Below are 21,896 nucleotides of genomic sequence, written 5' to 3'. Positions count from 1 at the left end.
CCGGGTCTTCATTTAAGGCCGAGCCGTTTAGCCAGCCGGTTCAGATTCGCGCGGTCAAGCCCAAGCTCGCGTGCGACCGCCGCCCAATTCTGATTGTGGCGCGCCAAAGCGTCGACAACGGTGTTCCGCTCGAACTCGGTGACCGCGCTGCGAAAATCCTTCGATCCGGTCGCAGTTGTTTCAACTTGGGTCTTCTGGGTTGAGTCTTCTTCCGGAGCAGCCGCCAACGCAAAGTCCGCGGCCGTCAACGTCAGGATCCGGCGACGCTCGCGATTCGTGGCCAGCGCCTTGAGCGCGCTCCGGCCGATCAGGTGCTCCAGCTCACGCACGTTCCCCGGCCACGGATAACGCAGCAGCATGGCTTGCGCATCCGCCGAGAGACGCACGCTCAACAGACCGAGCCGCGAGCGATTCTCTTCGAGGAAAAACCCCGCGAGCAGCAACACGTCGCGGCCGCGTTCGCGCAACGGCGGCACGCGCAACGGATAGACGCTGAGCCGATGGTAGAAGTCCGCGCGGAACCGGCCTGCGCGAACCTCCTCAGCCAGATCGCGATTCGTCGCGGCGATCAGCCGCACGTCGACCTTGTGCTCGTGGTCAGAGCCGATGCGCTGCAACTGGCCGTTCTGCAAAACCCGCAACAGCTTGGCCTGCACGAGTAGCGGCAGTTCGCCTACTTCGTCGAGAAAAATCGTGCCGCCGTCGGCCAGTTCGAATTTGCCGCGCCGGTCCGACGACGCGCCGGAGAACGCGCCCCGCACGTGCCCGAACAGTTCGCTCTCGACGAGCGTATCCGGCAGCGCGGCGCAGTTCAGGCTGATCATCGGCTTGTTCGCGCGCGACGAGAGCGCGTGAATCGCGTTGGCCACGAGTTCCTTGCCGACGCCGGTCTCGCCGGTGATCAGCACGGTCAGATCGCTGCCGGCGACCACCTCGATTTCCTTCATCAGATGCGTGTGCGCCTCGCTGCTGCCGACCATCTCGCGCCGGCTCTGGCTGCTCGCCTGCCGGTAGGCTTCGGCGCGCGCCCGCTCTTCCTCGCTGCTGCGCGCGAGCGTGTCGATTCGCTCGACGACGCTCACGGTCGCGGCGGCCAGGCCCAGAAACGCCCGCAGCGACGCCATGTCGATGCTGTCGAAGCGCGCCGGGTCGAGCGCATCGAGCGTGAGCAAGCCCCACGGCCGGCCGCGCACGAACAGCGGACAGCCGAGGCAGTCATGCACTTCGAGATGCCCGGCCACGCCTTGCACGAGGCCGTCGTAGGGATCCGGCAAATCGGAATCGGCGGCGAAGCGGGTCGGCTCCGGCCGTGACAACAACTGCTCGAAGCGCGGGTGGTCGCCGACACGAAAGCGCCGCCCCAGCGTATCGCTGCTCAATCCGTCGATGGCGAGCGGCACCAGCGTGTCGCCCTCCAGACGCAAAAGAGCGGCCGCGTCGCCGGGAAATAGCGCGCGCAGGCTGCTCAGCAGACGCCGGTAGCGTTCGTTCTCGGGCAGATCGTGCGAAAGATCGCGGATCAGCGGCGTCAGGACGTCGAGTAGCGCTTCCGCAGTCAGATTGACTCCGTCTGGAGTCTTTTCGACTAAGGTCGAATTGACCATTATTAAATTCAGATCGTTGATTTATCTACATTTTATACCTGGCACGGAACATGGATAGATAAGCGCATCAGTCGAAGCACGACTGGATATCCACCAACAACCAGGACTTCCTATGCTTTCCTCCGAACACCGCGCCATCGTCAAAGCCACCGTTCCCCTTCTCGAAAGCGGAGGCGAGGCCCTGACCACGCACTTCTACGACATGCTGATCAGCGAACATCCCGAAGTGCGCCCCATGTTCAACCTCGCCAATCAGGCGAGCGGCGCGCAGCAACGCGCGCTCGCCAACGGCGTGCTGATGTACGCACGTCACATCGATCAACTCGAACAACTGGGCGGGCTGGTCTCGCAGATCATCAACAAGCACGTCGCGCTGAATATCCTGCCGGAGCATTATCCGATCGTTGGACAGTGCCTGCTCAGATCCATCCGCGAAGTACTCGGCGCGGAGATCGCCACCGACGCGGTTATCGAAGCGTGGGCCGCCGCCTATCAGCAACTCGCCGATCTGTTGAGCGGCCTCGAAGAGAAAATGTACGCCGAGCGCGAAGCGGCGCCGGGCGGCTGGCGCGGCACGCGGCTCTTTCGCGTCGCCCGCAAGGTGCGGGAAAGCGACGAGATCACGTCGTTCTATCTGCGCCCCGACGACAACGGCGAGTTGCTCGCGTTTCATCCGGGGCAATACATCGGCGTGCGGCTCGTGATCGACGGCGAGGAAGTGCGGCGCAATTATTCGCTCTCGGCCATGTCGAACGGCGAGGAATACCGGATCAGCGTGAAGCGCGAACCGAACGGCAAGGTGTCGAACCATCTGCACGCAAGCGTCAATGAAAACGATACCGTGGAACTGTTCGCGCCGGCCGGAGATTTCAAGCTCGAAGACAGCGACAAGCCGCTGGTGCTGATCAGCGGCGGCGTGGGCATCACACCCACGCTCGCGATGCTGCAAGCCGCGCTGAAGACCGATCGCCCTGTGCACTTCATTCACTCGGCGCGTCACGGCGGCGTGCATGCGTTCCGCGACGCGATCGACCAATTGGCCGCGCGTCATCCGAAGTTGAAGCGTTTCTATTGTTATGAGCAGCGCCGTGCGGAAGACGCCGACGCGCACGGCATCGGCTATCTGGACGAAAAGCATCTGGACGCGTGGCTGCCCAGGACGCGTGACGTCGATGTCTATTTCCTCGGGCCGATCGCGTTCATGAAGGCCATCAAGAAGCACTTGAAGGCGATCGGCGTGCCGGAGTCGCAAAGCCGGTACGAGTTCTTTGGTCCGGCTTCCGCTCTCGAATAAAGCGCGGGTTGCGGTTGACGTGCAAATAGCCGGAGCCGGCTATTTGCATGCAACTGCCGGTCGCGCTGATGTCACGCCTTCAGCAAAGCGTTGCGCTCGTCACCCAGGACATGCCCTTGAAGCGCGCGATCAGGGTGTCCACCAACTCGCGCTGCGCCTGAGCCAGCGCAATCGTGACCTCTTCAAAGCCGCTGCCCGGAAGCGTCGTGACAGCGACTGTCTCGACGTTGCGGGAGAATGGAAATAGCACCTGCCAGATTGCGGCAATGCGCATGCCGTGAAGCGCCGCGCGCACCACGAGTCGATGACGGCCCGAAGTTTGCGACGTCAGTACCTGCAAACCGCTCTCAGAAGATTCACTGGTCATGTCGTATCCTTTTATATTGACTGAGCCGCGTCGCTCGCGGCTTTTCGATGTTTGTCCGATTCTCCCACCTTATTAAGGCATCTTGATGATTCCGCTCAAGCGTCTGAGCAACGCGTCAGCATGCTCGCGGTCGACCTGCGATATCCCGCGCTGATTCAGTATCGCCTCGATCCGTTGACGCCAATAACCCGGCTCATTGATCAGCGACGTGCAAGCCATCGAATCACCTTTTGAAGTAAATCGCTCAAGCGTTGTGACTATCGTTTCAATGTGCGAAAGATCGTTCTTATATGAAGCGTGACTTCCCATTACATTCCCGGCTGACTTTATTAAGCGCCTTCGGATCGCCCTTCGAACGAGTTGGCAAGCAATGCGATACCCATTTCGTTTCCGAATCGGCCGATCCGTCCTGCTTGGAGGAAAGCGAAACAACAGCCCCGGCGCGCTTGCGCCAGGCTGCGTGAGCATTGCTGTTGGCTGATTGGTTTTATTTGGCCCGCGCCGGTGCAGGCACCGTCAGTTGACTGGCCTGCGCCATGGCAATGGCTTGCGCGGTGGCTTTGCGCATCGCGTCGTAGGCAGCGCCCGCACTGGAAACCGCCGACTTGAACGCGGTGACCGCGAGTTCGGAACCCGCGGGCGCATTGCGCGCGAGGTCGTTGAAAACCGTCTGCATTTTCGAATTGGACTGGGCGAAACGGTCTTCGAAAATCTTCAGAAACTCAGCTTGTGCCGCATTCGCGATTTCAAGCAGGTGACTGTTATAAGACAGTACTTTCTCCGCGACGGGCTTCGCGTTGCTGGCCTGATGAACAAACAATTCGACCGGCGTCTTGCCGGACATCGCCGTCTGCCATGCCTGCTCGCTCTCCGCAAGCGTGGCTCTCGCTGCCTGCAGGTTCAACTTGGCCAGTTCTTCAAAATACTGGAATGTTTGCTGCGTCAAAGAAAACGCGACGGCAACGTTGGCACTTTGCATGGAGATGAATTGCTCTGGGGTCGAAAAATACACTCTGGACTCCTTCTCTAAAACGTTCACATTGCTCAGACAAGAGGCATGCGAAACCAGCGGGACGCAAGCAGATTGTTGACCCTCGAATTGCGCCAACCCGCTCGAATCGTTCTGCGATGCAGCATTAGATGAAACATTCTAACTTTGTTAAATCTGCGCTTGGCGCACTCTTTTGTAGGTAATTACCCTTGACCGATGGCGTAGTTTTGGCTGAGGAATAACGCAGCGGCGACGTTTCAAAGATCAGTGGAATAAGCGCCGCTTCGGCGCATGCGCCGAGGTGTGGGAAACAGCGTGGAAAACACTGTCATTAAGCGGCTTGATCGCGCTATGAAAGTGCGTGAGCAGATGTGCAATAGACGGTCAAATGCATGCGAATGCGACCGCCTATCTCATGGGAGAAAAAATAAATGTGATGCGGATTTACAACCATTCACTGGCAGGCGCTGCGGAATTTAATCCGGCGGCAATACCAGTGGACCGCAATTGGTATCAGCAATAAACGTCGCAAGTAATTTGGCCGGGTGCACCGCATCAGGGTTCTCGGCGAACAGATGTAGCGCGCGCGGCGGCTCGAGCCAGGTCTGTCCAGCCGCGTAGTCGACAGGCGGCTCGCCCTGCAGTTGCGAGCGGATCGTCCCTTCCAGCACGACTGCGGTCACTGCACCAGGGTGACGATGCGCGGGCGTAAAGCCTAGCGGCGGAAAGTCGACGATCGCCGTCGTCACCGACTTGCCGGGCGCATTGGGCAGCGCTTCGCACGAGAGCACCTTCACCGTCGACGCCGGCCGGCTCGCTGCACCGGTATGCGTCGACGCGTTGGACATCAACGGATCGCCACCGCAGATGTCGGCGAGCCAGTCGATTGCCGAACGTGGCGCCGACGGACCGAGCGCCAGCATCATCGTCGTGGCCAGTGCGAGCATGGCGGGCTTGCGCGCAAAACGCGGACGCGGCAGGGTCGGCGTTAGCGGATTCATACGCGCGCCGCCGAGCGGCTGTCCGGCGACCAACCCAACTCACGGCGTGCCTTCGCGCTGGTCACTTCGGCGGCGTCTTGCGCGATGTTGTACACACCCGCGCTGTCCCGTTGCAGCGCAAGCAAAGCCGCAAAGGCGGCCGCTTCGACGTGCAGCGGACTCGAACCAGCCGGCGCGTCGGCGCCCGTGCCGGGGCCGTAGATCTGTCCATAGCGAAGCACTGTGCCGTTCAGCGACGCCGCTTCCAGCACGTGCCGCTCGAGCGCGGCGACGCCACGCACGCTCGTGCCGCGCGCGCCCTGCGCATCGATATCGAGCGGGGAGCTTTCGCCGTAAGGCGTCGCTCCTGGCCGGTACGCCCATGCAATGCTTTGCGCGATCATTTTGCTGCTGCCCGCCGCGAGCGCCGCGGCCACCAGGTTGCGCGTACCCTCATCGCGTATCCGCGCGTTCGCCGTCACCGCCTGCGCCATTCGAGCAGGGTCGAGCCCGGGCGGCAAGTCGGTCAATTGATGAATCACGCTGGCCGGCGCGATGCGCACGAGCGCTTGACGCAGCGCGGCCGCATCGAATACATCGACGACGACCGGCACCAAGCCCGCGTCCTCGAGTTCTCTCGCACGGTCCGCGCGCCGCGTGCTGCCGAACACCGTGTAGCCCGCGCGGATCAACTGCGGCGCAAGCGCGCTGCCGATTGCGCCCGTTACTCCGGCGACAAAAACTTTGTGTGCCATTTCCTTTCTCCCATCAGCCGTTCAGTTTCCGATGAGCCCAGCATAAGACTGTGAATGGTCATCAAAAAGGTCCATTATTCGGAAACTGACTGAGCCAATTAGACGGGACCAAAGTGCGGCGAGCCGAACAGATTGAACTTGCGCTAGCGCCCAGGCTGGAAGGCGTACCGCTTCAGCGCTGGCTCTACGACGAGCTGCGCAAGGCGATCCTGACAGGGACGTTGCCGCCGGGCGCGCGCCTGCCATCCACACGCGATCTCGCAGCGCGATCTCGACTGTCGCGCGGAACGGTGCTGGGCGTTTTCGCGCAACTCGAGGCGGAAGGGTATCTGTCGGGCGCGGTGGGACGAGGCAGTTTTGTTGCGGGAGAACTGCCGGATCGGCGCATCGACAGCGGCGAGCGGCCATCGCCCAGAAAGCGCGATGGCCGGCCGTTCGCCCGCGAGCGCAACCGCGACTGCGACAACGGCACGCAACCGCCTGATATCGAGTTGTCGACGCGTGGCCGTTTGCTCGCGCGCAGCGCGTTTCAGCTCAGCGGCCGCACCCATCCGGCGCGCGCGTTTCGCGCCAGCCAGCCCGATCTCGACGCGTTTCCCTTCGAACTGTGGGCGCGGCTGGCGGCAAACCGGGTGCGTCGCGCGCGGCGGGATCTGCTCGGCGACGGCGAGGCGCAAGGATATCGGCCGCTGCGCGAAGTGATCGCCGCTTATGTCGGCCCGTCGCGCGGCATTCGATGCTCGGCGGACAACGTCGTCGTGTTGGGCAGCGTTCAGCAGGCGATCGATCTGAGCGCTCGCTTGCTGCTCGATCCCGGCGACACTGCGTGGATGGAAGATCCCGGTTATCCCGGCGCCCGCTTCGTGCTCGAAGCCGCGGGCGCGCGAGTGATCGGCGTGCCGGTCGACACAGCCGGCGTCGATGTGTCATGGGCCCGTCAGCACGCCGCAACAGCGCGCCTCGCTTATGTCACCGCCGGGCGTCAGGCGCCGCTGGGTCCGCCGCTCGCGCTCGAACGGCGGCTGTCGCTGCTCGAATGGGCGCGCAACCGGGGCGCCATCATCATCGAGGACGACTACGACAGCGAGTACCGCTTCGAGGGCCACCCGCTCGCCGCGCTGAAGAGCCTCGATGATCACGGACACGTGATCTACTGCGGCACTTTCAGCAAACTATTGTTTCCCGCTTTGAGGACCGCATACGCGATCTTGCCCGACCGGTTAATCGAGCCGTTCGTGGCCGCGCTATCGTCGACGGCGCGGCATGTTCCGACTGATCAGCAATCCGTGCTGCACGATTTCATCGCCGACGGCCATTTCGGCCGGCACATACGGCGCATGCGCATGCTCTATGGCGAAAGAGCCGAGGCACTGACGTCGGCGCTCGAGCGGCATCTCTCGGGCTTGCTTGCGCTTGCGCCGATCGTGGCGGGGCTCGACGCGCCCGCCTTTCTGCCGCAAGACGCCGACGACACCGACGTCGCGCGGCGGGCGGCACGCGAAGGTATCGAGACGCGCCCGCTGTCGCTATACGCGATCGACCGTGCCGCGCCGCCGGGGCTCGTGCTCGGTTTTGCTTCGATCGGTGTCGAGGAAATAGAGGCCGGTGTAGTCGCTCTTGCTCGGGCGTTGACGCGCCGTGCGCGGTGAGCCCGCGCGGTACGCCCGGCGCGCCGCCTGTGCGATGATGCCTCACGTCGACCCGACTCCCGGAGATCATGATGAGCGGCAAATGGTTTTCGAAGTTCTCAAGCTTCCTTTCCACGATGACCGGCAGGCCGGTCACCTTTGTTCTGGCCGTCGTCATGGTGATCGTCTGGGCCTTCACCGGCCCGCTCTTTCACTACAGCGATACGTGGCAACTCGTGATCAACACGTCGACCACGATCGTCACGTTTCTGATGGTCTTCCTGATCCAGAACACCCAGAACCGCGACACCGCCGCGATGCAGATCAAGCTCGACGAGTTGATCCGCGCATTGGAAGGGGCTCATAACGCCCTGCTCGATCTCGAAGAGCTCGAGGAAAAAGACTTGACGCGCTTTCGCAAACACTACGAAAGACTGGCTGAAGAAGCGCGCACTGCGCTGCGCGCCGGCGGCAGCGACACCGATTCGCCGTTCGTCAGCAATCGCGATGACGGTGACGGTGACGAAGACCGGCCAGGCGGTAAGGCTCGCGGGGGCTAAACCGACGCGGCGTCGCAACTCGACTAGCCGACGCTTGGTCCGCGATCACGCGTTTGCACGCAATCCGTTTAGAAACGTGCGACGTCGATCACGGCATCGGCGAATGCTTTCGGCGCTTCCCAGTTCCATCAGGCTGAGGCCCGCAACCGTCGTCCCGAGCAAACGACGACGCCGCAAATTGATCTGGTCAGACATGGCGATTCCCCTAAAGGATTAAGCGCTCGCGAGCCGTGCCGGATCGCTCTCACTGAAAGACGGCCCCAGCGGCCGCAAGCGGATGGCCGGATCGAGACGGGTCCACGGCAGATCGACGGGGTCGGCTGCCATCGGCCCCGGCGCTTTCGCCACGAGGATTGCCTCTGCAATAGCCTCGAAATCCGCGCGAAAATGCACCGAACTCTTGTTGACGAGAATCTTCATCTGCTCGGGTTCGATGCCGGCCACGCGGAACAGGTTGCGATCGAACACCTGCATCTTGACCGAGCTCACCGCAATCCTGACGCCTTCGATCCGCAAACAGGCGACCGGCCCCAACTCGCCTTGCATGCCGTTGAGCATCGGGCCGTCGAAACGGAAACGTCCGTCTGACAGGTGCTCCACTTCGAAAACGCCTTCCAGCGGCGCATCGCCCGGCACACCGGAACGTCCGCCCAGCGCGAGTGAAATACGCGCGCCCACACCTGCGCGATGCGCCGCTGCCGCGGCCTCCGCATCCCAGATCACGCCGACTGCCGCGTCGCTGGCGCCATTGCGCAACAGCGCGCGCACCATCCCCATCGTGTTCGAATCGCCGCCGACGCCCGGGTTGTCCTGCGTGTCCGCGATGATGACCGGTTTGCCCGCGGAACTGCTCACGCGGATTGCTTCGAGCGCCGCTTCGTCGGGCGTCAGGAACGGCACATCCCAGCGCGCTTCCTCGCCGGCGATCTTCGCGAACAGTGCGTCCGCTGCGTGTTCTGCCGCCGCTTTGTCGAATGCATAAGCCCAGATCGTCGGGCCGCACTCGGGAAAATCAGCCGCGGGAAAGCCCGGCGCAAACGACACGGTCACCACGGGCCGCTCCTCGAGATCCTCCAGCAACCGGTACATCCCACGTGCGGGCTCGACCAGCGTGCACATGCCATTCACGGGAATCAGGAACGGCACTCGACGCACCGCCCGGTGTAACGAACGCCCTTCATGCATCAGATCTTCGAGAAGCCGCGCGGCGCGCTCGCCGGTCTCGGCCATGTCAACGTGAGGATAGGTTCGATACGCCACGAGCGCACTCGCGTGCTCGAACATGCGAGCGGTCACGTTGGCATGCAGATCTAGCGACACGACCACCGGCACGCGAGCGCCGACAATCCGGCGCACGCGTTCGAGCAGTTCGCCTTCACCGTCGTCGTGTTGCTCGGTCACCATCGCACCGTGCAGGTCGAGATAGATCGCGTCGAAGCCACCTGCCTCGACAGCGGCGAGAATCTCGCCGCCGATCCGCTCGAATGCATCCGTCGTGACGTGTGCCGACGCACTGGCGCCCGCCCAGATCACCGGTTTCAGTTCATGCCCGTTCGCTTCCATGACCTTGATGAAGCCGCCAATCGGAACATTGACGTCGCGCAGTCCGAACACGTCGTCGCCGCGGACCATGGGCGGAAAGCCCTCGCCCTGAACGAAGCTCGAATAAGACGCCTTGGTGGGCGCGAAAGTATTGGTTTCATGCTGGAAACCGGCGATCAGGATTTTCATGTGTTTCACCTTTTCTCAAATAGCCTCGCGACAAATCCATGAGATGATAGGGATGCCTATCTTTTTGATTTCGACAAAGACTTTGGCATGCAGACTCAGCAGCCGTCAGTCCTGCTTGAGCGTCAGCTTGCCGGTCAATATCAGAATGGCGGCCAACGCGGCCGCACCAGCCATGACGAAGAGACCGGCATGCATGCTGCCCGTCGATGCCTTGGCCCAGCCGACCACTGCGGGACCCCAGAAGCCGCCGGACAAGCCCACGGTATTGATGAGCGCGATGCCGCCTGCCGCCGCCGTTCCCTCGACGAGTTGGGACGGAATAGCCCAGAAAACCGTATAGGCCATCCACAGGCAAGCCGTTCCCAGCGTCAACGCCACGAGTGTGAGCATCACGTTCCCGTCGGCGAAGATCGCCGCGATCAGGCAGACCGCCGCGCCGAGCGCCGGAATCGCGCAGTGGTAGCGGCGCTCGCCGACCCGGTCCGAGCTGCGGCCCGCGAGGTACATGCACACGGCGGCCGCGACGTAAGGAATCGCGCTGTACCAGCCGAGGCGAATCGTGTCGCTCACGCCCTGCTCTTTCAGCAGCGTCGGCAACCAGAAGCTGATCGCATAGATGGGAAAGATGATGCTGAAGTAAGCGAACGCGAGCACATAGACTCTCGGGCTCTTCAGCACGGCCTTGAACGAGTCCGCGCGATGTTCGGTCGGCGCGGTTTCGCGCCCCAGCACCAACTTTTCGTCGTCGTTCAGCCAGCGCGCCTGCTCGGGCCGGTCGGACAACACGCGCAGCGTCAGGAGGCCGAGTGCGATGCACGGCAGGCCTTCCACGAGAAACATCCACTGCCAGCCGGCCAGGCCGCCGACGCCGGAAAGACTCGTCATGAGCCATGCGGACACCGGGCCGCCGACAATCCCGCCGAGCGGTCCGGCGACGAACACGAGCGCAATGGCGCGCGCCATCCGCGCCGGTCCATACCAGCACGACAAGTAATAGATCATGCCCGGCGCGAAGCCCGCCTCGAACACGCCGAGCAGAAATCGCATGGCATAAAAGGCCGGCACGCTGCGCACGAACAGCATGCACGCCGACGTGATGCCCCACAGCACGAGAATGCGGCTGAAGGTCCGGCGCGCGCCGACTCTCGGCAACATGAGGTTGCTCGGCAGTTCGAACAGGACGTAGCCGATAAAGAAGATGCCCGCGCCCACGCCGTATGCAGCGTCCGAAAAACCCAGGTCGGTCTGCATCTGCAGCTTGGCGAAGCCGACGTTGACGCGGTCCAGATACGCGAACATGTAGCAGGTCACGAGAAACGGCAGCAGCCGCCAGTTGAGCTTGCTGTAGAGCGCTGAGGCAGGATCGCCGGCGGCCGATGGATGGATTGCTGACATGCGTGTCTCCCGGTTTTGCGTCCGTGGGCCCGTCGTGCGGGTTGAGTTGATGGTGGCAGGGCAAAACCGGACTAGCAAGAGCAACTAAGTTCACATATCGTTGCTCTTTAGACAACGTAGTTGTGGTGACGGAGCGATCGAATGCGAGAAATCAACCAGCAGCGTCTTCGGTATTTCCACGAAGTGCTGACCCACGGCACCATCCGCGGCGCCGCCGACCACATCAATACGTCGCCGTCGGTCATCACGCGGCAAATCAAGCTGCTCGAAGACGAATTGGGCACGGTCCTGTTCGAACGCCAGGCGCGCGGAGTCAGACCGACGGAGGCCGCGGCGCATCTGCTCGAGTTCTGGCAGGGCTACCGGTCGCAGCAGGAAAAGCTCGAGGACCAGTTGCACGCGTTGCGGGGGCTGCAGAAAGGGCGCATCCAGTTGTCCATCAGCGAAGGTTTCGTCGACACGTTCGTCGACGACGTCCTCGCGCCGTTTTGCACGCGCTATCCGCATCTGGACATCAGCATGACGACGCAGGCCGTGGACGCACTGCTGGACGACGTGGCGGAAAGCCGTGCGCATATCGGGCTGGCGTACAATCCGCCGCCCCATCCGCGTATCGAATATCGAGCCAGTTCGCACCAGCCTGTGGTGTTGCTGCTGAGAAAAGACCATCCGCTTGTCAAACGGAGAGGGCCGGCGAATGTCGACGATCTGCGCGCCTACCCGCTCGCGCTGATGCCCTCTACGTTCGGCATCGGTCATGTCGTTTCGATGCTGGAGTTGGCGGAGAACGTGACGATCCGCCCTACGTTGACAACGAACTCGCTGAGCGCGTTGAAGCGTTTCGTGACCGCGGAAAACTTCGTGACGCTCATCGGAGAGTTCGCCGCATATCGTGAGCTCGCCAGCGGCGAGTTGACCACGGTCCCGATTGCGCATCCGTTGTTTGAAGGTGCGCAGGCCAGAGTGCTGGTCAAAACGGGGCGACCGCTTGCAGCAGGGCCGCTCGAACTGCTCAAGTGGATTCAGGAACGCATGCCGATATTCGCTGCGTCCAAAGCGAAGGAAAGCCCACGGCGAAAAGCGAGCGGGCGACGGAGAGGTTGACGGCGCATGGCGTGCGCAAGTGACTGAACAATCGGCCCCGGAATGAACAAACGGGCCGCAGCGATCTTGCATATCGCTGCGGCCCGTCTTTGTGGAGCATGCCTCTTTGCCTTTGTGGCCTAAAGCGGTGGCCGCGTGAGGCGGCTCTGTAGTGCGCGCTTCGCCTAGAAACGTGCGACGTCGATCACGGCATCCGCGAATGCTTTCGGCGCTTCCTGCGGCAGGTTATGTCCGACACCGCCGCCGATGTTCCGGTGCGCGTATTTCCCGGTGAACTTCTTCGCGTACGCCGCCGGGTCCGGATGCGGCGCGCCGTTCGCGTCGCCTTCCATCGTGATGGTCGGCACGGCAATCGTCGGCGCCGTGGCCAGGCGCTTCTCCAGATCGTCGTATTGCGCCTCGCCCTTCACCAGCCCCAGACGCCAGCGATAGTTGTGAATCACCACCGCGACATGGTCCGGGTTGCTGAACGATTGCGCCGAGCGCTCGAAAGTCGCATCGTCGAAATTCCATTTCGGCGATGCCGTGTGCCAGATCAGCTTGTTGAAGTCGTGGCGATTCGCGTCGTAACCCGCCGCGCCGCGCTCGGTCGCGAAGTAGAACTGATACCACCAGGCCAGCTCCGCTTTCGGCGGCAGCGGCGTGCGGTTCGCTTCCTGACTGCCGATCAGATAACCGCTCACCGAGACCATTGCCTTGCATCGCTCAGGCCACAGCGCGGCGATGATATTCACCGTGCGTGCGCCCCAGTCGAAGCCGCCAAAAATCGCCTTGTCGATCTTCAACGCATCCATCAACGCGATGATGTCGACCGCCACGACCGCCTGCTGGCCATTGCGCGGCGTATCCGCGGACAGGAACCGCGTCGTGCCATAACCGCGCAGATACGGCACGATCACGCGATAGCCGGCTGCTGCGAGCAACGGTGTGACTTCGGCGAAAGCATGGATATCGTACGGCCAGCCGTGCAGCAGGATCACGACCGGTCCGTTCTGCGGACCCGCTTCGGCGTAGCCGATGCTGAGCGCGCCCGCGTTGATCTGCTTGACGTTGTCGAACGAAGCGACGCTCGATCCCGCCTTCGTGCTATTGGACTGCGCGTTGGCAAGCCCGCTCAGTCCCAGTTCCATCAGGCTGAGGCCCGCAACCGTCGTCCCGAGCAAACGACGACGCCGCAAATTGATCTGGTCAGACATGGCTAATTCTCCTTATGTGCGACAGCGCTGAATTGAACAGTGCGCCCGCGGGACGCACCGAATGGTTGTAGCAAAACATCGCGAAGCCTGGCCGGTACAAGCAGCCGCCCTCGAAGCCGACTTCAATTACGGCTTGGCGTAAATCGCCCCAAGACCGATTACTTGCGAGTCCGACGCATGCGAGCCCGATGCCGAGTTGCCGTCCGTCACTGGGCCATAAGACGACAACGCCAGGCCGTTCTGCGCACTCACGCGGGCTTCAGCAGCCTGGATATTCCTGGGATACTGCGTTTCATCGCCCGCCGGGTTGTAACCGGCCTTCTCCAACTGCACGAGTTCCGCGCGGACCTGCGCCCGGGTGAGCGGCTGATTCGATTGCGCGAACGACAAAGCCGGGAGAGCAACGGCAGCAGCGACGATAAGCGATTGAATGACTTTCATGACCTTCACCTCGAGAAAATGTCTTCCACGCAAACGCCCGTTTGCGTTCTGGTTAGCAAGGCCAGTTCGGCTGGCTTGGAAGCATTAGACCCCATGGACGTATCTGGCTTATGTCGGCAATGCCCGTTGTTGAAACGTTATGTACCCTGCTACGGTGCAGATACATTGCGATACAAAGAACGGGGGCGACGCCAAGGCTTCAGCTTGCCTCTGAGTCCTCGTCCATGATGAGCAGAAAGAGTGTTGCCTGGGAGGAAATGTTCAGTTTCCTGTAGAGATTGCGCCGGTGAACCTTGGCCGTGGCGGGCGACACACCCAGTTCTCTCGCCATATTCTTGGTCGAGTGACCGGCGAGAATCATCAGCGCAACTTCAATCTCGCGATGGGTCAGCGACGCATTGGATCGCTTGCGCAGTGCCTGTTCGAAGTGAAGGCGACGGTCGCTTCCCGCCGCTGAACTCGCCGGCGGCGGCAGTACGGCGGTCTGCGCCGAGAGCGCATGGCACATCAACGGAAGCAACCATGCGCCGTAAAGACAGAGCGTGCCGACGTCGGCTGAGCTGAAGCGTCGCTCACTGCCCATCGACACCGACAGCGTTCCTCCCGAGGGCAGCGGCGCCAGTAACTGCACCTCGTCTTCGAGCACGTTCACCGAAAAATAGCGGCGAAAGTATTCAGTCTCGCGGAAATGATCGGGCGCGACTTCATCCAGACAATACACGCCTGGGCTGATCGCGCCGAGGCTGAATTGATAGAAAGGGTCCAGCAAATAGACGCTGTTCAGATAGCCCCTGAACAGGTCGTCGTGCGGTGTGCGCGTTTGTGTCTCCGCGATCAACTGAGGTTTTCCGTTGGGCCAAAAGATCATCGCCACCCAGTTGTCGAAGTGGACTACTTTGCGCAACAGATCGATCAGCGCATGCCAGAACTGTTTGTCGTCGAGTTTTTCGACCAGACGTCCGAGCCGCTGATGAAATGCAACGTCCGATACCTCAAGCGGCATGTCAGTGTCCCCTCTACCCCTAAAAGGGTAGGTCGCTCCATCGTTCTAGCCCTTCGGCCTGATTTTCACCCGTGTGCGCCGCCCCTACCATCTCAGTACCCCGGCGCATAGGCAGCGGCAAGGCTTGCCCGCAGCGGGCAACACAGGAGAAACGTATGGGTATCAGAGACATCGGTGTTCGAGTCGGCCACGGGACGCCAGGTCCATTCAATAGCATCACCGACGTGCAAGGCGTCAGAGTCGGTCATCGTACCCTGGTCGAAAACCGGGCAGAAGTCTCGATTCGGACCGGCGTGACGATCATCGAGCCGCGCGCCGGCATTGCGCGGTTCGATCCGTGTTACGCGGGCGTCCATGTGCTCAACGGAAACGGCGATGCCACCGGCCTGGAGTGGATACGCGAATCCGGCTTGCTGACCACCCCCATCGCGTACACCAACACGCACAGCGTCGGCGTGGTTCGCGATGCACTGGTTGCCGCCGAACGCGCGACGCTCGGCGATAGCCAGTACTGGTGCATGCCGGTGGTGCTCGAAACCTTCGACGGGGTGCTGAACGATATCTGGGGGCAGCACGTCACGGCGGCGCATGTTCACGAGGCGCTGGCCGCGGCCCGCGGCGGACCTGTCGAGGAAGGGTCGGTTGGCGGCGGCACCGGCATGATTTGCCACGAGTTCAAAGGCGGCATCGGCACCGCCTCGCGCCAACTCGCGACAAAGGACGGCGGCTGGACCGTCGGCGCGCTGGTCCAGGCCAACTACGGCCGGCGCGATGCGCTGCGCGTGGCCGGCTATCCGGTTGGCGACGTGCTGCGCGATCTGCCCTCGCCATTCGACAAGCGTCAGATGGGCGTCCCCGGAATGGGATCGATCGTGGTGACGCTCGCGACCGACGCGCCGCTTCTTCCACATCAGTGCGAGCAGGTCGCACGACGCGCAAGCATTGGATTGGCGCGCGTGGGCGGCGGCACCGAATATTCCAGTGGCGACATTTTCATCGCGTTCTCAGTCGGCAATCACGGCATACCTCCGGCGGATTACGGCAAAGCGATCGAACCGGTGATCAGCGTGCGCAGTGTCACTCACGATTTTATTTCTCCGCTATTCGTCGCGGCCGCCGATGCCGTCGAAGAAGCCATTCTCAACGCACTTGTCGCTGCTGAAGATACGAACGGACAGCGCGTGCATGTGCCCGCGCTGAGCGCGGCCCGACTGCTGAAAGCACTGGAGCTGGTCGGCTGGCGCCGCCCAGCGGATCGAGCCGAGCGCCCGTTCACAGACTGACTCTTCTCCTCGCATGCGCTTCTTCATTCAAACTGGAAGACCACTATGACATCCCGCCATCTCATCAGCATAGTCACTGGAATCCTCGCAGCATCCGGGATGCTGGCGGCGACCACTCACCCTGTCAAAGCCGAAGAACTGAATGTCTACAACTGGTCGGACAACATCGCTGAGGACACCGTGTCGGGCTTCGAAAAAGAAACCGGCATTCACACGCGATACGACGTGTATGACGGCGACGACACCTTGCAGGCAAAGTTGCTGAGCGGTTCCTCAGGCTATGACGTGGTGGTGCCGTCGTCCGCCTATGCCGGCAAGCAGATCGAAGCGGGCGTCTATCGCAAGCTCGACAAGAGCAAGATTCCAAACCTGGTCAATCTCGATCCCGTACTCATGAAGATGCTGGCATCCGCCGATCCCGGCAATCAGTACACGGTGCCCTGGTCGTGGGGAACGGACGGCATCGGCTACAACATGACGAAGGTCACGCAAATTTTGGGCAAGGACGCACCCTACGATAGCTGGGATCTGCTATTCGATCCGCAATACGTGTCCAAACTGAAAACTTGCGGCGTTTCCGTACTCGACTCTCCGGAAGACGCTTTCTCGGTCGGCTTGATCTACCTGCACAAGGATCCCAATAGCACTAACCCAGCTGACTATCAGGCCGTGTACAAGCTGTTCAAAACGATTCGCCCGTACATCACCCAGTTCAATTCATCCGGCTACATCAACGACCTCGCCAATAACGATGTTTGCCTCGCGCTAGCGTGGTCGGGCGACGTCGGGATTGCAAAGCGGCGTGCAGAGGAGGCACACCGCGCCTATGAGATTCGCTACATCATTCCCAAAGGCGACGGCGTGCTGTGGTTCGATCTGATGGGCGTTCCGAAAGATGCGCCACATCCTGAAGCCGCGATGCAATGGATCAACTACATTCTCCAACCGAAGGTCAGCGCGGCGATCACCAATCAGGTTTACTACCCGAACGCCAATGCCGCCGCGCGTGCTTATGTGAAACCGGCCATCCTCGACAATGAAGCGGTCTATCCTCGCGGCGAGAAGATGAAATCGCTCACGCTGTCATTGCCTTTGCCGGCCGAAATCCTTCGCCTTCAGAACAGGCTGTGGACGCAACTCAAAGCGGGGCGGTAACTTACAATGCCGTGGATGAGCCCCTCATCTACAGCATCGATGCGAGACGTACTGACTTCCTTTTTCTGGAGTGGCGATGCCATTCGCAGTCGGAGTGTGAGTGACATCGTGCTGTCGGGCACGCTCGACGTGCCCGCGCCTCCTGCTCGCGTGCTCGCGGATTGGGACAGGGAGACGTCGTCGCGCATGGTCCTCGAACCCGGTGACGTCGAGGCCATGCCGCTGGCGCGAACGCAGGTACGCTGGCCGGACTACACGCGCTGCGTGCGGGCAATGTCAGAGTGGACGGGCGCGCTTGGACTGCCGGACGTGCTCGCCGACAGCGCCATTGCGCTCATGGCCTGCCGCGGCGCGAGGTATCACCATGACGGCGCGCAATATGGCGGTGCGGCCTTCTGCAATCTGTTCCTCAGCGAAGACAAGGGGCTGGATGTTCATTTCCCCGGCACAGGTCATCGCATTCCTCTGACTCGCGGCACGGCCTTGATATTTGACACCGGTCAGCCTCATGGGGTGATCCGGCGCGGCAGCGGCGGATTCAATGCAGCCGACTTCGCGCCGGATCAGGATTGCACGCAAATATTCCTGACGTGGGAGCTTCCCATCGAAGATGTACATGTGGCGCAGGCGCTTGAGGTTGCCTTCGACATTGCCTCTTCAATCTCTTTGCACGCTGATGAAGAGCAAGTGTGCGTGAATGGCGAACCAGCCACCTTGTGCCCGGAAACTGGGCGTTGGTGTCGGGTTGAATGATCGTTGGGGTATGGCGACGCGCGGATCAACCGGCCATTCTTCCTCCGTCGAGATAGCGTGGCTCGCTATGCGGCAACACCTTGCGTGACGGGTGCGGCGCAAACCGCCTCGCACTCTTGTGCTTCGGGCTCGGTCGTCGTGATTGGCGTGGCCATCTTCGCCAGTGGTAGGCGCACCACGAAATCCGAGCCGCGGCCCAGTCCCCCGGAAAACGCCTCAACGGTGCCACCATGGTTCGCGACGATATCGCGTACCACCGCCAACCCGAGTCCATGCCCCCTGGTGCCCAATGCACGGCCCACAAGCCCGCGCGCGTAGGGCTTGAAGATGGTCGCAAGCTCGCCCGGCGCGATGCCGATCCCTTCGTCGCTCACGCTGATATAGCAGTAACGCCCGGCGCGGGACGCCGTTACCTTGATCGCATCCGCAGCCGCCGAATATTTAAGCGCGTTGACCAGGAGATTGACGAACACCTGGGTCAGCTTGCCGAAGTCGCCTTGCACCGGCAACGGCGCGTCGCTTGCCGTCAGTTGAATCGGCGCATGATCTGGCGCGCCCGCTTCGGCTACCTGAACACAATGCGCGAGCAGATCGCCGATATCGACCGGCGCGGGATTCTCGACCGTTCGCTCGCGCGACGTACATGCCAAAGCGCCCGGCGCCGGTTCAACAGATCCGGCGAACCCGCCATCGTCCGGCGCCATCAATTGCTGGGCCAACTGACCGAGCAGGCTTGCCTGCCGCGAGAGTAGAAGCGCGTACCGCGTCAACTGTTCGTCATGGCCGTACTGCGTATTCAACAAACGCGCGACCAGGCCGAGCGGCGTGATGGCATTGCGGATTTCGTGGCCTACCGTTGCACCGATCGAGGCTTGTTTCGTTTCATCGCTATGCTCGGCGATGGTGACGACGTTCTCCGAACGTTGCACGCTCTGCCCAATAGCGTGCGCGCGCGAATGCCCGGAAGTCTCGACGCGCGGCGCTTCGATCTTCGCATCGTGCAGGCGCTCGATGTCCCGCGCCTGCGCCGTGCGAAGCTTCTGCACGCAGTACGTGCATAAACCGATGATCGGCCGCGCAGCAAGCTTCTCCTTCAGCGAGGCTTCGTAGTCGAGCAGCGCAACCCAGTCGGTGGTTTCGTTGCAGACGGCGTCGCCGGCCACTCGCAATCCTTCGAAGCCTCGCCCCAACGCGTCGTTGATTGCCTTCGACCACAAGCCCACAGTGGCGCCGCCGTTGAAGCCCGTTTTGGGCGAGGCGTAAATCTGCGCACCGTCGAGAATCTGCAATTGGCCTGCATCGATATATTGCGCGAGTGCGGGCGCGGTTCGCGTGAGCATATAACGGGCTTTGTCGGGTCCCAGCAGCGCGGGCGCGACCCACACGGCCGCTTCGCGATTGGCGAGTCCTGCATGCAGGAAGTCCGCGGTGACGCTGAGCAATTCGCTACGCGATTCGTAGAAGTGACACAGATGCGAGCCCCAGGAGAGGCCGCCAAGCGCTGGAAAACCGCTTTTACGAGGTCCGGTGGTCATCGTTTCCCTGAAAGTGCGTGGGTCAAGAACCACAGTCGCGCCTGGGTTTAACGATGTCCCGCGCGCTCGAATATAAATGTCACGGCACCTCCCGCGTCGATTCGCCGATCCTGTTGAAGGACTGGAAGCGGATCCGCCGCGCTGGTGCTCGATATTTGGGATTCAGCAGGATTCAAAAGTACGCGAGGGGCGGTTTTGACAGAATAGATATTTTCCCCAGGCATGTTTCTTGACGCCAATGAGCGCCCGGTCACATGCGCGTCAGTCGCATTTGGTATATGACTTCGGGATGGGTCAATACGCTCACGGCAGTTAGGTGCTCGCTACAAGCAGTTCCTCCGCATTGTTCGGCGGACGCAGACCGTCGGTTCTGCCCGCGAAATAGCGCTGAGTCAGATCGGCCGCCGAGACGTGACGCGCTTCGCCAAAGCCGGCTTCATGGGCCAGCGCCAGCATCTCCGGCGGAGTGAAGAAGCTGATAAAAGGTGTGCCGCTTGCTCGCGCGCCCTTCTCCGCCATCTCGAGCCCCGGACGTACCTCGGGGTCCGCCAGTTGCAGCGGGAGCAGGAAGGTCATGGCGAGCGTCGATCCCGGCGCGAGAGCCGCGACCTCGCGCAGCGTGGCCATGTTCGCGTCGCGAGTGAGGTACATACTGACGCCCGTGGAGACCACGACCGCCGGCTTGCTGTCATCGAAGCCGGCAGTCATCAATTCGTCCCGCCAGTTCCGGCCCGCCTCGAAATCGACCGGCACGAAGCGCAGCCAGTCCGGCACGCCGAAGCCGAGTTCGATCAGGCGTTGGCGCTTCCATGCCTGAGGACCCGGCGGGTCGATCTCGAACACCTTGAGGCGCGACGCGATCTCCGGCCTGCGCTGGGCGAAGCTGTCGAGCCCAGCGCCGAGGATGACGTACTGACTCAGCCCTCGCCCGGCCTGTTCGACGACCAGGTCTTCGATGAAGCGAGCCCGCGCCACGATCGAGGCGCGAAAGGGTCGCGTGAACTGCGGGTCCATATCTCCACGGCCACGCCAGTCGTCGCCAGGAGCCAGCAGCTTGAGGCCGATTGCGTCTTCCAGCACATGCGGCGGCGGGTCGGCCTCGACATGCAGCGCGCGCCACAAGGCGACACGCGCAGCGGTGCTGTCAGGTGCTGCATCTCGCTTCTCGTTCATGACTCTCGATCCCGTTGTTGCTTTCTCGGCCCCGATTCGCGATCGCACAGAAACACCTGTCGCGATCCTGCCGCCCGCAACGGGCTATGATGGACAAGTGAGTAGACGAGCCAATGACGGGGGACCGCGTGTCACAGACAAGCCCTGATCGAAAGACGACGTTCAGCAAACGCCTTTTATGGTTCATTGGCTTATGGCTGCTCGGCGTGGCCGGGGCAGTGCTGCTCGCGCTGCCGTTTCGGCTTCTGATCGCCGCGGCAATGCATTATCAGCATTGATGCGTTCCTTCCGCTTCAAGGCCGATCGAGTATTTTCGGCACCTGTCCAAGCTGTCGAAACAGCGATAGCCAGTCCTCGAGGTGCCAGGTTATCTCGATCAGATTGCCACGCATCTGATGGAAAGAATGAATCGCGAATTTCACGTGCTTCGAACTCGCGTCGATGCCGAGCAGTTTCCCTGTTTGGGTGCCGCTGATCTCCGCGCGAACCCCAATCCGGTCTCCATGCACCAGCAAATCGAGAATTTCGACTTTCATGTCCGGCAGCGCGGTCGCTATGTCATGGAACACCTGAACCATTTGACCGGGCCCGTGCGTGGCCCCGCGAGGCTCCGGAATGTACTGCCAGTCAGGGGTGACAACCTTCGCCAATAACTCGACGCTTTTCTGCTCGAACGCTCGATAGAAGCCTTCAACCGCTTCTCGTGCCACTGCTTCGTCGGTACCTGAGGTCATGATCTGCTGCTCCTGAAGGTGCAAGTCGCCATGTTAGACCGAATCATCCCGGGCGGCCCCGGGCATTCATCGTCAGTCCGCAGTCTATTTGCATTGCGAACGAATGCCGCGGTTCTCTTGCCGATCCGACACGCCAGAACGCGTCCCGGCGCCGGCACCCAGCTCCCATAAATTATCTGCTCGGTATAACATCTGTGGGCGTGATGGACGTCAA

20 protein-coding genes are annotated in these 21,896 nt (G+C 61.8%); 7 read left to right on the top strand and 13 right to left on the bottom strand.

The genetic code is table 11. The features are described from left to right. Positions 1-8: 8 nt before the first annotated feature. The gene (norR, locus tag PQR54_RS30685; protein WP_408252338.1) at positions 9-1,604 is read right to left on the bottom strand and encodes a nitric oxide reductase transcriptional regulator NorR; all 1,596 of its coding nucleotides are present in this window, start codon (positions 1,602-1,604) and stop codon (positions 9-11) included. A 112-nt stretch (positions 1,605-1,716) separates the two neighbouring features. On the opposite strand from norR, the gene hmpA reads away from it, so the two are divergent. After that, on the top strand, positions 1,717-2,898 hold the full coding sequence (hmpA, locus tag PQR54_RS30680) for an NO-inducible flavohemoprotein (RefSeq protein ID WP_408252336.1): 1,182 nt from the start codon (positions 1,717-1,719) through the stop codon (positions 2,896-2,898). A 79-nt stretch (positions 2,899-2,977) separates the two neighbouring features. On the opposite strand, the gene PQR54_RS30675 is transcribed toward hmpA, so the two are convergent. From PQR54_RS30675 to PQR54_RS30660, 4 genes are all read right to left on the bottom strand, one after another. Continuing rightward, positions 2,978-3,265 carry a hypothetical protein gene (locus PQR54_RS30675; RefSeq protein WP_408252334.1) on the bottom strand — a complete coding sequence of 96 codons (288 nt, stop codon included), beginning with the start codon at positions 3,263-3,265 and terminating at the stop codon, positions 2,978-2,980. A gap of 487 nt (positions 3,266-3,752) precedes the next feature. Further along, positions 3,753-4,373, bottom strand: a complete 621-nt coding sequence (locus PQR54_RS30670; RefSeq protein WP_408252332.1) for a phasin family protein — start codon at positions 4,371-4,373, stop codon at positions 3,753-3,755. A gap of 359 nt (positions 4,374-4,732) precedes the next feature. Then, complete coding sequence (locus PQR54_RS30665) at positions 4,733-5,257, bottom strand: cupin domain-containing protein (RefSeq protein WP_408252330.1); 525 nt, start codon at positions 5,255-5,257, stop codon at positions 4,733-4,735. Then, positions 5,254-5,991 carry an NAD-dependent epimerase/dehydratase family protein gene (locus PQR54_RS30660; RefSeq protein WP_408252328.1) on the bottom strand — a complete coding sequence of 246 codons (738 nt, stop codon included), beginning with the start codon at positions 5,989-5,991 and terminating at the stop codon, positions 5,254-5,256. Before PQR54_RS30660 ends, PQR54_RS30665 begins: the two co-directional genes overlap by 4 nt. 113 nt (positions 5,992-6,104) lie before the next feature. Here PQR54_RS30660 and pdxR point away from each other — a divergent pair, with 113 nt between their 5' ends. Next, the gene (pdxR, locus tag PQR54_RS30655; protein ID WP_408252326.1) at positions 6,105-7,640 is read left to right on the top strand and encodes a MocR-like pyridoxine biosynthesis transcription factor PdxR; all 1,536 of its coding nucleotides are present in this window, start codon (positions 6,105-6,107) and stop codon (positions 7,638-7,640) included. Positions 7,641-7,708: 68 nt separating this feature from the next. Next, complete coding sequence (locus tag PQR54_RS30650; RefSeq protein WP_408252324.1) at positions 7,709-8,179, top strand: low affinity iron permease family protein; 471 nt, start codon at positions 7,709-7,711, stop codon at positions 8,177-8,179. A gap of 213 nt (positions 8,180-8,392) precedes the next feature. Here PQR54_RS30650 and PQR54_RS30645 read toward each other — a convergent pair whose 3' ends face one another. Then, the gene (locus PQR54_RS30645) at positions 8,393-9,910 is read right to left on the bottom strand and encodes a M81 family metallopeptidase (RefSeq protein WP_408252322.1); all 1,518 of its coding nucleotides are present in this window, start codon (positions 9,908-9,910) and stop codon (positions 8,393-8,395) included. Between the two features lie 105 nt (positions 9,911-10,015). Next, on the bottom strand, positions 10,016-11,305 hold the full coding sequence (locus PQR54_RS30640) for an MFS transporter (protein ID WP_408252320.1): 1,290 nt from the start codon (positions 11,303-11,305) through the stop codon (positions 10,016-10,018). A 141-nt stretch (positions 11,306-11,446) separates the two neighbouring features. Between PQR54_RS30640 and PQR54_RS30635 the strand changes: the two genes are divergently transcribed. Then, on the top strand, positions 11,447-12,409 hold the full coding sequence (locus tag PQR54_RS30635) for a LysR family transcriptional regulator (RefSeq protein ID WP_408252318.1): 963 nt from the start codon (positions 11,447-11,449) through the stop codon (positions 12,407-12,409). A 164-nt stretch (positions 12,410-12,573) separates the two neighbouring features. Here PQR54_RS30635 and PQR54_RS30630 read toward each other — a convergent pair whose 3' ends face one another. From PQR54_RS30630 to PQR54_RS30620, 3 genes are all read right to left on the bottom strand, one after another. Then, positions 12,574-13,605, bottom strand: a complete 1,032-nt coding sequence (locus tag PQR54_RS30630) for an alpha/beta hydrolase (protein ID WP_408252316.1) — start codon at positions 13,603-13,605, stop codon at positions 12,574-12,576. A gap of 126 nt (positions 13,606-13,731) precedes the next feature. Further along, complete coding sequence (locus PQR54_RS30625; protein WP_408252314.1) at positions 13,732-14,046, bottom strand: DUF4148 domain-containing protein; 315 nt, start codon at positions 14,044-14,046, stop codon at positions 13,732-13,734. Between the two features lie 199 nt (positions 14,047-14,245). Beyond that, entirely contained in the window at positions 14,246-15,049 is an 804-nt protein-coding gene (locus tag PQR54_RS30620) for a helix-turn-helix transcriptional regulator (protein ID WP_408252312.1), read from the bottom strand. A gap of 155 nt (positions 15,050-15,204) precedes the next feature. Between PQR54_RS30620 and PQR54_RS30615 the strand changes: the two genes are divergently transcribed. Genes PQR54_RS30615 through PQR54_RS30605 form a run of 3 tightly spaced genes read left to right on the top strand, consistent with a single transcriptional unit; the run spans position 15,205 to position 18,240 of the window. After that, on the top strand, positions 15,205-16,332 hold the full coding sequence (locus PQR54_RS30615; RefSeq protein WP_408252310.1) for a DmpA family aminopeptidase: 1,128 nt from the start codon (positions 15,205-15,207) through the stop codon (positions 16,330-16,332). Between the two features lie 45 nt (positions 16,333-16,377). Further along, the gene (locus PQR54_RS30610; protein ID WP_408252308.1) at positions 16,378-17,487 is read left to right on the top strand and encodes a polyamine ABC transporter substrate-binding protein; all 1,110 of its coding nucleotides are present in this window, start codon (positions 16,378-16,380) and stop codon (positions 17,485-17,487) included. A gap of 6 nt (positions 17,488-17,493) precedes the next feature. Next, a complete protein-coding gene (locus PQR54_RS30605) occupies positions 17,494-18,240 on the top strand; it encodes a hypothetical protein (RefSeq protein ID WP_408252306.1) in 747 nt (248 codons plus the stop codon). Between the two features lie 65 nt (positions 18,241-18,305). On the opposite strand, the gene PQR54_RS30600 is transcribed toward PQR54_RS30605, so the two are convergent. The 3 genes from PQR54_RS30600 to PQR54_RS30590 form a co-directional block, all read right to left on the bottom strand. Continuing rightward, on the bottom strand, positions 18,306-19,775 hold the full coding sequence (locus PQR54_RS30600) for an MEDS domain-containing protein (RefSeq protein WP_408252304.1): 1,470 nt from the start codon (positions 19,773-19,775) through the stop codon (positions 18,306-18,308). Positions 19,776-20,087: 312 nt separating this feature from the next. Further along, complete coding sequence (locus PQR54_RS30595) at positions 20,088-20,948, bottom strand: class I SAM-dependent methyltransferase (RefSeq protein ID WP_408252302.1); 861 nt, start codon at positions 20,946-20,948, stop codon at positions 20,088-20,090. Between the two features lie 293 nt (positions 20,949-21,241). After that, complete coding sequence (locus PQR54_RS30590) at positions 21,242-21,706, bottom strand: ester cyclase (protein WP_408252300.1); 465 nt, start codon at positions 21,704-21,706, stop codon at positions 21,242-21,244. Between the last annotated feature and the right edge of the window lie 190 nt (positions 21,707-21,896).

It is taken from the genome of Paraburkholderia phytofirmans (genome assembly GCF_046028095.1).
In the GTDB taxonomy this organism is placed as follows: Bacteria; Pseudomonadota; Gammaproteobacteria; order Burkholderiales; family Burkholderiaceae; genus Paraburkholderia; species Paraburkholderia phytofirmans_A.
Note: the sequence above shows the minus strand (reverse complement) of the source record. Positions and strands in the feature narration are given on the sequence as shown.

What these genes read in the sequence shown, in the direction of transcription:
- PQR54_RS30660 (WP_408252328.1), bottom strand. Translation starts at nt 5,991, where the DNA reads ATGGCACACAAAGTTTTTGTCGCCGGAGTAACGGGCGCAATCGGCAGC.
- PQR54_RS30635 (WP_408252318.1), top strand. Translation starts at nt 11,447, where the DNA reads ATGCGAGAAATCAACCAGCAGCGTCTTCGGTATTTCCACGAAGTGCTG.
- PQR54_RS30620 (WP_408252312.1), bottom strand. Translation starts at nt 15,049, where the DNA reads ATGCCGCTTGAGGTATCGGACGTTGCATTTCATCAGCGGCTCGGACGT.
- PQR54_RS30665 (WP_408252330.1), bottom strand. Translation starts at nt 5,257, where the DNA reads ATGAATCCGCTAACGCCGACCCTGCCGCGTCCGCGTTTTGCGCGCAAG.
- PQR54_RS30650 (WP_408252324.1), top strand. Translation starts at nt 7,709, where the DNA reads ATGATGAGCGGCAAATGGTTTTCGAAGTTCTCAAGCTTCCTTTCCACG.
- PQR54_RS30675 (WP_408252334.1), bottom strand. Translation starts at nt 3,265, where the DNA reads ATGACCAGTGAATCTTCTGAGAGCGGTTTGCAGGTACTGACGTCGCAA.
- PQR54_RS30595 (WP_408252302.1), bottom strand. Translation starts at nt 20,948, where the DNA reads ATGAACGAGAAGCGAGATGCAGCACCTGACAGCACCGCTGCGCGTGTC.
- PQR54_RS30610 (WP_408252308.1), top strand. Translation starts at nt 16,378, where the DNA reads ATGACATCCCGCCATCTCATCAGCATAGTCACTGGAATCCTCGCAGCA.
- PQR54_RS30640 (WP_408252320.1), bottom strand. Translation starts at nt 11,305, where the DNA reads ATGTCAGCAATCCATCCATCGGCCGCCGGCGATCCTGCCTCAGCGCTC.
- PQR54_RS30600 (WP_408252304.1), bottom strand. Translation starts at nt 19,775, where the DNA reads ATGACCACCGGACCTCGTAAAAGCGGTTTTCCAGCGCTTGGCGGCCTC.
- PQR54_RS30645 (WP_408252322.1), bottom strand. Translation starts at nt 9,910, where the DNA reads ATGAAAATCCTGATCGCCGGTTTCCAGCATGAAACCAATACTTTCGCG.
- PQR54_RS30615 (WP_408252310.1), top strand. Translation starts at nt 15,205, where the DNA reads ATGGGTATCAGAGACATCGGTGTTCGAGTCGGCCACGGGACGCCAGGT.
- hmpA (WP_408252336.1), top strand. Translation starts at nt 1,717, where the DNA reads ATGCTTTCCTCCGAACACCGCGCCATCGTCAAAGCCACCGTTCCCCTT.
- PQR54_RS30605 (WP_408252306.1), top strand. Translation starts at nt 17,494, where the DNA reads ATGCCGTGGATGAGCCCCTCATCTACAGCATCGATGCGAGACGTACTG.
- norR (WP_408252338.1), bottom strand. Translation starts at nt 1,604, where the DNA reads ATGGTCAATTCGACCTTAGTCGAAAAGACTCCAGACGGAGTCAATCTG.
- PQR54_RS30630 (WP_408252316.1), bottom strand. Translation starts at nt 13,605, where the DNA reads ATGTCTGACCAGATCAATTTGCGGCGTCGTCGTTTGCTCGGGACGACG.
- PQR54_RS30625 (WP_408252314.1), bottom strand. Translation starts at nt 14,046, where the DNA reads ATGAAAGTCATTCAATCGCTTATCGTCGCTGCTGCCGTTGCTCTCCCG.